This is a genomic window from Chryseobacterium culicis (genome assembly GCF_900108365.1).
In the GTDB taxonomy this organism is placed as follows: domain Bacteria; phylum Bacteroidota; class Bacteroidia; order Flavobacteriales; family Weeksellaceae; genus Chryseobacterium; species Chryseobacterium culicis.
In genome coordinates this window covers 1-10740 of sequence record NZ_FNWQ01000012.1, presented here as the reverse complement: position 1 = coordinate 10740, position 10740 = coordinate 1, and the positions used below count along the sequence as shown (strand labels likewise).

7 protein-coding genes are annotated in these 10740 nt (G+C 37.7%); all 7 read right to left on the bottom strand.

The features are described from left to right. A partial coding sequence (locus BLW74_RS22090; protein ID WP_139265783.1) for an RHS repeat domain-containing protein occupies nucleotides 1–338 on the bottom strand: 338 nt, incomplete at its 3' end. Nucleotides 339–409: 71 nt separating this feature from the next. Then, nucleotides 410–913 carry a hypothetical protein gene (locus BLW74_RS22085; RefSeq protein ID WP_089697105.1) on the bottom strand — a complete coding sequence of 168 codons (504 nt, stop codon included), beginning with the start codon at nucleotides 911–913 and terminating at the stop codon, nucleotides 410–412. A 180-nt stretch (nucleotides 914–1093) separates the two neighbouring features. Further along, the gene (locus BLW74_RS22080) at nucleotides 1094–1519 is read right to left on the bottom strand and encodes a hypothetical protein (protein ID WP_089697102.1); all 426 of its coding nucleotides are present in this window, start codon (nucleotides 1517–1519) and stop codon (nucleotides 1094–1096) included. A gap of 9 nt (nucleotides 1520–1528) precedes the next feature. Next, complete coding sequence (locus BLW74_RS22075) at nucleotides 1529–2644, bottom strand: RHS repeat-associated core domain-containing protein (protein WP_228425021.1); 1116 nt, start codon at nucleotides 2642–2644, stop codon at nucleotides 1529–1531. 458 nt (nucleotides 2645–3102) lie between these two features. After that, entirely contained in the window at nucleotides 3103–6798 is a 3696-nt protein-coding gene (locus BLW74_RS22065; RefSeq protein WP_089697094.1) for a DUF6443 domain-containing protein, read from the bottom strand. A 5-nt stretch (nucleotides 6799–6803) separates the two neighbouring features. Further along, the gene (locus tag BLW74_RS22060; protein WP_139265782.1) at nucleotides 6804–9641 is read right to left on the bottom strand and encodes a hypothetical protein; all 2838 of its coding nucleotides are present in this window, start codon (nucleotides 9639–9641) and stop codon (nucleotides 6804–6806) included. Between the two features lie 10 nt (nucleotides 9642–9651). Continuing rightward, nucleotides 9652–10740 (bottom strand): T9SS type A sorting domain-containing protein (locus BLW74_RS22055; protein ID WP_139265781.1); only part of this gene is annotated, 1089 nt, incomplete at its 5' end.

Genomic DNA, 10740 nt, shown 5'->3' with positions numbered 1-10740 from the left:
TCATTAAACCATCTTCCGTCTACATCAAAGCTTGATACCGGATTATTGGCTACATAAGCAAACGGACTGGTAGAAAGGTAGCTTTCTGCCAGCTGGTCTATACCATTCCATCTTCCCAGGTCTGGCATATACTGTCTCCATCCGTAATCAAACAAACCTGTTTCCTGCAGTTCTTTATCATTGTACTTGTAGCTGTAGAAACTTCCAAAACCTGAATTGCTGAACGAATTTGAAATATGGTTCAGCCCAAAAGGATAATAGTTGTTGGTATCTATAATTTCAGGAACGCCTTCGCTGTTTTTTGCAAAACTTATCTTTGTATTCGAGGGTAGCTTCACATATATTTTAAAATTAGAGTATTGAAAACCAATACTCTAATTATTATCAACATGTTCGGAACATTATCCAATTATTTACCCTGTCTAATATCTTCCATTCTTTTTTTATATTTTATATTCTCTAATGAATCTTTAATTTTCTGCTGTTGGATATATTCCTTAGCGTAGGGTCCAGTTTGATTTCGTTTAGCCCTTTCATATAAGAAATAGTAAGAAAATATCATATTAGCAACAATAACAATAATTACTGACCAAACTATAATACCACCTACTTTATTTTTTTCTGTAGGTAGTTGATCAAATTCCTGATTGTATTTTTTCCAAGTATCATTATAATCTATAGTAATATAAGACGTGAGTAAAAAAAAGACAGCAATTCCGATATAAACTTCCTTTGTAAAGTTGATACTTTTATCAATGAAAATATTATAATAGTTTAATAGAGTAATAGTAAACCAAATCCCTAAAGTACCTAAAAATATACTCCCAGTAAAATTTTCAGGGAAAATAGAACCCTTTGAATGTTTATATAGTTTATAAAAAAAGTAATAATATGCTTTTTTAATTTTCTCCATAATTATTGTTTATTTAGGTTCGTGAGCTCCAAACACATTGATTCTATAGGGGCCTGCCTGATTAAACCCTTCATCTAATTTTCCTTGAACAAAATTACTATCATTAAACATACTCTAATTTATTACTAGCATATTTTGGATATTACCAAATATATTATTGAATGTTTACTATTATATTTACTAATGCATTTTAAGAACATATTTTTGCAAATAATAAGCTGATCCAAAAAAATTAATAGTAATAAAAGCAATAATTGCCCAAACAATAATTGCTCCTTTTTTATTTTTATCTTTTGGCAATTTATCAAATTCCGCGTTATATTTTTTCCACACATCTGTACGGATAAATGCAAAATAATTCAATATTAAAAGTAATATTAGAGGAATCAATACTATAGGATTTGTGAGAGTAAGGTTCAGCTTAATATCCTTGATTATAGAATAATAAATTAATCCTGAGGCAAGAAGCCATATTTCTAAAGTTCCTACTACAAGGCCTGTTTTAAAGTCAGTCCAAAACGCACCTCCTACAAGTTCAGAAGTATATTCTATTGACTTATAAATTTTATAAAAAAAGTAATAATATGCTTTTTTAATTTTCTCCATAATTATTGTTTATTTAGGTTCGTGAGCTCCAAACACATTTATTCTATAGGGGCCTGCCTGATTAAACCCTTCATCTAATTTTCCTTGAACAAAATTACTATCATTAAACATACCAGGCCAGCCTCCAGGATAAAAGCCATCTACTCCGAAATATACTGTACTAAGAGAGGCTCCAATGGAGCCACCCCAATTACCTGCAGCTCCAAATCCTGTATTTATAAGTGCTTTTCCAACCGAAACATCTCCATTTATTATGCCCATTGCGTCACTCGTAACACCTAAGTAAAAAGAAGCATGTCCTATTAATCTTGCATTTCTTACTAATTTAGAGATGGGTTTTGTTGCTTCAGTCATTTCCATATTACCAAATTGGCTTAAGTTTCGACCTTTTAACTCATAATTTCCAGCTATTCCTCTCCTAATACCTTTTGAATACTTGCTTTGAGAGTCAATAACTCCCGCAGTAGCACTCAAAACTCCTGCAGTGCTAAAAAACCAGTTTCCTTTTCCTATAAGACTATACCAATTATTTAATGTATCCTCCAAAAATCCTGTTGTATCTTCGTAAGGAGTTGTCGGCTCAACTACTCCTATTTCTACTTTATCTTCTTTTCGTCCGAATAGTTTTTTGACAAAATTAACTATTGTCTTAAAAAAATTAGGTTTAGGTCCTTGTGCAATTCTGTTATTTCCATTATCCGTAACACCCGCGCCTTCATTAGTGTGCATACCATCGTTTGAGCTGAATGTCATCATAGGTTGATACTGCGAACCGTGAAGTCCCCATGTGGTAGGAGCTTGCCCTATGCTTCCATCATCATTAAACCATCTTCCGTCTACATCAAAGCTTGATACAGGATTATTGGCTACATAAGCAAACGGACTGGTAGAAAGGTAGCTTTCTGCAAGCTGGTCTATCCCGTTCCATCTTCCCAGGTCTGGCATATACTGTCTCCATCCGTAATCAAACAAACCTGTTTCCTGAAGTTCTTTATCATTGTACTTGTAGCTGTAGAAACTTCCAAAACCAGAATTGCTGAATGAATTTGAAATATGATTCAGCCCAAAAGGATAATAGTTGTTGGTATCGATAATTTCAGGAACGCCTTCGCTGTTTTTTTGCAAAATTTCAAATTAACGCATTGAAATTCAATGCGTTAATTATGCCTTGCTGACGGCTAAAATGTATTTTTTAATGTGCCCACGTAAAGACTTAAAATAAGTAATCCAAAAAATGAAATGATAGCGTAGCTTATTACTAGAATGTCAGCTATTATTTTTATTGTTTTACTAAAGTCTTCCACTTTTTCTTTAATTTCTTCATAGGAAGTAAATTTCCAATACCTCAACCCTACTAATAAAATAATAGGAAGACAATAAATTATTATAACATATTTATTTAAAGGCATAGTGTTTATATTATAATAATGCTGTAAAAAAATTAATATAGATATTAAATTGAATGAAAGCAAGGTACAAACCACTATTATTCCTGAAGCTTTATGAGTACCATCTTTTTCAAAGTGATGGTAAAAATTAGTTATCTGATAGTATAAATAATCAATGAATATCATATATAAGTTTTAGTAGCCCATGGCTGCGTTAAATTTTCTTTGTTCTTCTTCTCTTACACCGTCATTATAATATTTATTCACGGCTCCTTCTATATGTTGCCCTATATCTTTTCCAGTTATCAATGCTGTAATTCCATTGGCTAGAAAATATGTTCCTGCTATAGCCTGTCCCCATCCTGTTGGAGATACTGCCAATACAGACATTACTAGATCTAATGAATTAGAAGTGGTTACCCCATTTTGATGTATATCAGCTAATGCTAAACCTGCACCAATTCCTCCTAAAACCCTTCCCGCAACTTTAGCTCTTTGAGACCATTTCAAAGCCATGTCAACATTCAATTGTCTAAAAGGGAGCTTTATAGAAAGAATTTTTTGCCCCAAAATACTTTTTTCAAAATATAATGACATCGTTGCATATGCAGGTGGTTTTCCATACACTGAAGCTTGTTTATATCCTGCTTCTACGAGCTTGCTAAATGTAAAACCTAATCCAGCAATCTTTCTAAGAGTTTGAGAGCTATTATATAATTCAGAGTCAGCAAAAGGATTTTTTAGCTTCAACATTCCAAAAGCACCTACTCCTGTGACAGTAGGATCAGGATCTTCATAGTCTGTCCACCATCTTAGTGTTCCCCCGATATTAGACATTCCTCCGGTTGCTCCATTATAAAATGCAGTCATCAAATCCGCATACGCTTGTGTTCTCCCAAATGGTGTATAGCTTCCGTTTCCACCGCCATCTCCATATTTTACACCCAGATAATTAGTAGCACCTTGAGGTTTATATGATGAACCAAGAAACCCAAAGGTCTGTCCTGTAGTATCTGTAATATGCCCTGAATCATCCATCCATCTGCCGTCTACATCAAAGCTTGATACAGGATTATTGGCAACATAAGCAAACGGACTGGTAGAAAGGTAGCTTTCTGCAAGCTGGTCTATACCATTCCATCTTCCCAGGTCTGGCATATACTGTCTCCATCCGTAATCAAACAATCCTGTTTCCTGAAGTTCTTTATCATTGTACTTGTAGCTGTAGAAACTTCCAAAACCTGAATTGCTGAACGAATTTGAAATATGGTTCAGCCCAAAAGGATAATAGTTGTTGGTATCTATAATTTCAGGAACGCCTTCGCTGTTTTTTGCAAAACTTACCCTGGTATTTCCAAGGTGGTCTACATATTGGTAAATATAACGGTTTTCTGTGAAACTGTAATATCCTGCTGCTGTGGAAACAAAATCCAGCTTCCATTCCGGGGTTGGATTTCCCGGAAACACAAATGATGCATTTTTATACGCCTGCTGTTCAAAGGCACTTTCTGTTCTGCATTCAAGACATATTCCGCCTCCTTCAGTGTAGGTATACTGGAAGCCATCCAGATAGTCTGTAATACGGGTAGTAGTAGATCCTCTTGGGGGTGCGCTTGAATAGGTTTTACGCAGTTTGGTTCCGTCAGCACGATAGAGATAGTTCATTGTGCTGTAACTCATTTGCCCAAATGCACTCGATTGCTGAACGGTATACTGGTTGGAAAGGTTCAGATAATTGTATTGAATAGACTGGATTCCTTTATCCAGCATATCTTTCATGTTTCCGTTCTGATCATAGGTAATAATATTATTTCCGCCTTCATACCCTGAATCATTCAATGCATTTTCGGTTACTTTAGTCAATTGGTTTCCAGTATAATCATATACCAGATCGTCTGCCTGTGTAGCTGTGTTTCCGGTAATTGGGAAAGCATTTCTTTTTAGGGTTTTGATGTTTCCGTTCAGATCATAAGTAAGGTGTTCATTGTAATAATTGTTAAACGGAACTGCAGCGTTGGGTTCAGAATAGACCGCATCCTTTAGCCTGCCCAGCCCGTCATAGCTGTAGTTATACCTTTTGAGTACATCTTCGGAAGCATTTTTCCAGTCTACCTCTGTGATCATTCCTGAGAATTTTCCCGGAGCTACATTGGAATTTACAGGACTCAAATATTTCATTTCGTACCCGAACAGTTTACCGTTCAGATTGGAGGGGTCATTGATTTTAGTGTTCCATCCTCTGATATTATAAGTATAGTCTATATTCTGTAATGGCTGTGATGGGCTGGTTCCGCCCAGTTTTTTGTTTTTCAGCTGTGAAAGCTCATTGTATTCATTCTGTATCAGAATTTCTTCAGGATTGGAATCAATCTGGTGTTTATGCACCAATAATCTGTTTTGCTGGTCATAGGTAAAACTCTGGGTGATGACTTTTTCAGGATCTGTGGCCAGTCTTTTGTGCCATACTTTGCTTTGTTGAGGCATGCCTGCAAAGTCCAGTAATGATTCCGTTTTGGAATATCCTCCTAAATGGTTAATAGAATGAGTGCCAATTACTCTTCCTTTAGCATCATAATAGTTATAATTTTTCGTCCAGTTATCATCTTCAATATTCTTTACAAGACTCATTACAGGAAGGCTTTTTGTGCTTACCGCATTGGCTGTTGAGTTATCAGAAAGCACCGTTTTTCCCATTATTGTAGTTGGGAAAGGCGGATTGAAGCTGTAGGAAGGATAGGTGTCGTAATAATTGATACTCAGAATTTTCATACTTCCTGTGGGGAAAGCATTTTTAGTATAATAAACATCCATTCCATCGGAAGCAAATGATGTTGTGCTTCTGGCTTCATTATTTGCCGCATTGGCAGACATATTATTGATAGCGGTCTGCATAGCTGCTCTGGTAGAGGTATTGGCAAAAAATCCGGTATAAGCCACTCTTCCATACTGGTCGTACTTGGTGAACATCCAGCCTTTGGCGGCAAAATTATTAGTGGTGGTTCTTAATTTGGCGTCCTGTGCCAGTACCAGTCTGTTTTGCTTGTCGTACACCATAAATTCCCAGCCTTTTCCTGGTATTTTCTTTTCCACCAGTCTGTTCCATCCATCATACCGGTACTGGTAGCATAGGTTATCTACCATGGCAGGGGTTAAAGCAGAGGCAGAAGCCAATGGAGGAAGGGTATAGGCCAGCCCGCCATATTCGTTGTATACATAATACGTATCTGCATTCTGGGTTCCGTCTTTTTTCCGGGTTAAGAGGGTCTGTCCTTTCTTATTTTTGAATTCGGTAGTTATATTACCGTCTTCATCCGTAACCGTGGACTTGTATAGTGTGTTTTCAGCATAGGTTCCTGAAAGGCTCAGCTCGCTGTTGGTTCTTCCCTCAGGCCAGCTTGTGACCACAGTATATTTTTTTACTTCATCTGCTGAGGTGTTGGCATCATAAGAAAACTGTACGGGATGCCCGGTCCAGTCGTTCCCGACCTGTTTTTGCTGCTGCAGCCTTGCCAGGGGCGAGGATTCCAGTACCTTTTCGGCATAGATTTTTTCATTTCCATAAATTGAAGCAGCATTGGAAAGCGGGTTGGCATATAAAGCTCCATTTTGCGTCCCTGACTGCGGAACGGGAAGGTAGCTTTTTACCTGTCTTCCGTAGATATCATACTCTATGGGAACAGCAATATCTTTTCCGGAAGGTGTGGCTTTTATCGCGATAGTTTGCTTAGCTCTTCCCAGCCCGTCAAGATATTGTACGGATTCTGTTTTTTTGGAACAGTCTTCCGTTAAACAGGTTTTCTCATAAATATAATTTTCTGTCTGTGTAAGGTTGGTCTGCGCAAAGCTAAAACCTGCCATAAACAAATTGAGGAGTAGTATTATTTTCTTCATTGTGCTTAGTTTTTGTAGTTGTATTGGTATTCTTTCAGAGTCACACCGTTCATGTCCACTATTTTTTGTAACCGGTTACTGGCATCGTACTTGTAAATTACTCTGATTCCGTTCGGCGGAGTAGTCGTGGTGGTTCCTATGAGTGGATCATAGGTGGTGGTGGTGATTTGAAAGTCCTTCAATGCAGCTGTTTTTCTGAAATTATCCAGTGCTGTAAGGAGCGCCTGTTCATTGGCCGGATTTTGAGCATCTGCATTCGAGGCATCTACAATAGCCTGAATATAAGGGGTTACCTGTGCATATGTTGCTCCTTCTATCCTGGCAATAGGCTGTGTTTTGTCGTATCCATACACAACCGCTGTAGGAACGCCTACAGCAGATGTTAATTGCAGGAGATTTCCTTTTTCGTCATAGAGATCAAATTTCATTGTTGTCTTTGTTGTTCCGTCACTCATGTTAGTGGCCAGCACCGAAGTAGGGAGTGTACTGCCTGCATTGTCATATTTTGTCTGTATTTTAGAAAGTGTTTTACCATCGTTCTTTTCTTCCTGTACAACAGGAACATCCAAAATGCGGGCATTGGAAAGATTTGCATATCCTGTTTGTGGATAGGTATAGAATTGCTCTACGGTATTTCCGTCTACCACTTTTTTGGTAGATTCCACGCCAAAATTGAAGGCATTGAAATTGGTTTCCGATTTCTCTTCTATACTCTGCCCGTTATCAAAATAACTGGTAGAAGTAACCGATGATTTTTTCAGCCATCCTGGTTTGGAAGTTAACGTGTTATTGCTCCAAAGCGTATAATCCTGTGCTTCGGGAATTTCTTCAAACGTGTAATTATTCTGCTCAGCAGCCAAAAGTTTATTCTGTGCATTGTACACTTCTTTTTTGTCCAGCAATCCTCCGCTTGTTAAAGAATAATAAGGCCAGGAAACTGTCGTCTTAGGATAGTCATCCGGGTTTTTATAGTAGTACTTTACATATCCGTTGTTGTTATCAGCCTCCATTATTTTCACATTTTTATATAACGGATAGCTATCGGCATTCACATCTAATTCAGGATAGAATAAAACGCCTGATGAAGCCTGGCTGTCTGAAAAACTGTTATACTCAAATCTGGTAGATTTCACAGGTGTGGTTTCCGCTTTGCTGTTATAATAATTAATACTGCCGATTCTTATTCCTTTTCCGGTTACCCTGTTAGGAAAAGGCTGCGGAATATGTTCCATCCCGAATAAATTGGCCAAACCTCTTCCTCCGGATCCTGTTACCTGTAAAACATAATTTCCGGGTGGCAGATCGTATTCTCTTACGGAATAATATTGGTAAGAATAGCACTGGCTTCCCCCTACAACGGCTCCGCCACTGTTATAAATTGTATAATCTACTTTGGGTGGAGTATTGGTATCCCAATACGGCGGAACGGGATAGAATTCATCAACACCAAAGACAATAAACACTTTTTTGGTTGGTGTTGTTCCTGAAACCGTAAAGGGGTAATTGGGTATCGGCTTGGTAGTATTGTACATGATATCCTTAAATGGACTCAGATATTGTAATTCCGGATCTATAAAGCTGTTTCCGCTCAAAATAGAATTTGCATAGTCTGGCTCATTGCGATTCTTGTAATATTGATTCGGCTCAAAATTATATTCTACAACCCCTTTGGAAGGGCTTATTATTTTCCTTAAAATTCCCTGGGCAGCTTGGGGCAATGAGGGTAAAGTAGATTGATCGCATAAATCACGGGGACTCATTCCCGGAGATTGGGGAACTGCTGGCACGCCATATTCAAATTCTGTTGTTTCAGAAACGGATTCATTTTTATCCAGCTTTTTAAGTTTCATCAAGGTTCTTTTATAATCAGCATAGAAAGGATTGCCTGAGGATGAATAATTATATCCAAGCATTGTATATTCAAAACTATAGCCGGAAATAAGGTGATTGTAATTGTCTCTTAAGCTTATTTTCTGAAGCTCATAGGGATCATTCATACCGCCATCCAGAGCAGAATCATATAAATAATCAAACTCAATTTTTCCAAAGCCAGGAGATGTAATACTTTTTAATTTACAGGTTTGATAGACAATCGTATTGGAACCATTCTTATATTTGATATCCTTCTGATACGTAAAATTGGCAAGTTCCACATTATTGGCATCTTTAATCTGGGATAAAAAGAAAGCAGATCTGTACACTTTTCCTCCCAGTGAATAAACATTTCTTTCCTGATTGCTTCTGCTGTAATCATTGAAAAAATATTTCATACCATTTGTATCGGTGATGGTAAAGGAATCAAGGATAAGGGTTGCCGTATTACTGGTGCGGGTATACTCAATTTTCACTTTGTTGGACGAAAGATTGATCAGCTCAAAAGTATTATTGGCAGGATTTCTAACAAATTTGAATTTTCCGGAAACTCCCGGAAGATTGTAATAGTAAATGTCATCAAAATTATTTTTAACATAATTACCATTGGTTGGATCATCATACATTTCATCAATATCAAGCGTAATGCTCCTTGAGATCACCCCTCCTGTAAACACGGTCCACCCGGTACCCGTTTGGCTGGCTGGCTCATTCTGTGAAACATTCATAGGGTTGTAAGACAATCCCACATTTAAGCTCATTCCGCCGTTGTAGGTTGGCAATCCCAATAAAGGAAATGAAATTTCCGGAAGCCCTGTTGCATTGGATACAGGAGTATTGGCATAGGTGGCAAGGGAGGAAACAGACGGTACCGGCCTGGAAGAATCCCCAAAATTCACCTGTTGTTGCTGGGCATACAACTGACCCATACCAGCAATAAGAATGGCTAGTGAAATGATTGTTTTTTTCATGATCTTGTGTTTATTTCTTGATTATTTTAGCATTCGCCGTTTTATTAGTATCCGTTTTTATCGTCACCAGATAAGCGCCCTGAACCAAAGCCTGGGTATTGATCTTAGTTACTTTATTCTTTGTTTTTAAATTCTGAAGCTGTCTGCCACTCATGTCATATAAAAGAATATCTGCGTCTTTAAAATCAAAGCCAATTTCTACATACGCATAGTCTGATACTGGATTCGGATAGATCTTGATATCGTATTTTTCAATTAACTGATCAACCTGTCTGTCGCCTAGCTTTACAATCTTCCAGTTTTCTTTTCCAAGCTCTTCTGCGCTGGTTCCGGCCAGAACAATTGATCCGTCTCTGTTCAATTTTAAATCAGAAAGTCTTTCTTCCTTTTGTCTGGATTCTCCTTTAACGTATTTTCTCCACTGCTCATTCCCGTTTTGATCTAGATATAGCATCCAGAAAGTTTCATCATCAGTTTGTATTCTTCCTTCAGCCTGGGTATAACCTCCTAATAGAATGCCTTTGGAAGATTTATCGTCTGCAGAATGTAGAACACTCATTCCCATCAAAATATCACGATTTTTGAAATTGTAGGATTTCTGCCATTGTTCATCGCCTCTTTCATTTAAAGCAATCAGCCAAAGATCTGTCCCTTCTTCAATGCCGACCGTTTTATTTCCCGATCTTTCTGATCTTGATTCTCCACCAATGATAAATCCATTTGAAGTTAAAGCCAGGGTTCTGATATGATCATCTCCTTTTCCTCCAAAGTTCTTTTCCCATTCTACTTTTCCGGTTTTATCGAGCTTCACGATCCAGTAGTCGCCTTCGCCATAATTGCTGCTGGCTTTTGGCGTTTGACTAATGGCTGTTGAAGAGGCAGATCTTTGGTTGCCTGCCTGAGCGCTGGCAGATCCCGAAACACGAACCTCGGAACTTCTGGAATAAATACCCAATAATGCTCCGCCATCACGAGTTGGAATCATTTTTTCCACTTCGTCTAATCCTTTTCCTCCTAAAATAAGCTGTGAAAGTTCTTTTCCGTCTTTATCCAGTTTTGTGATTAAAACATCTTTGGAACCGTAACCCTTTAAATCCTG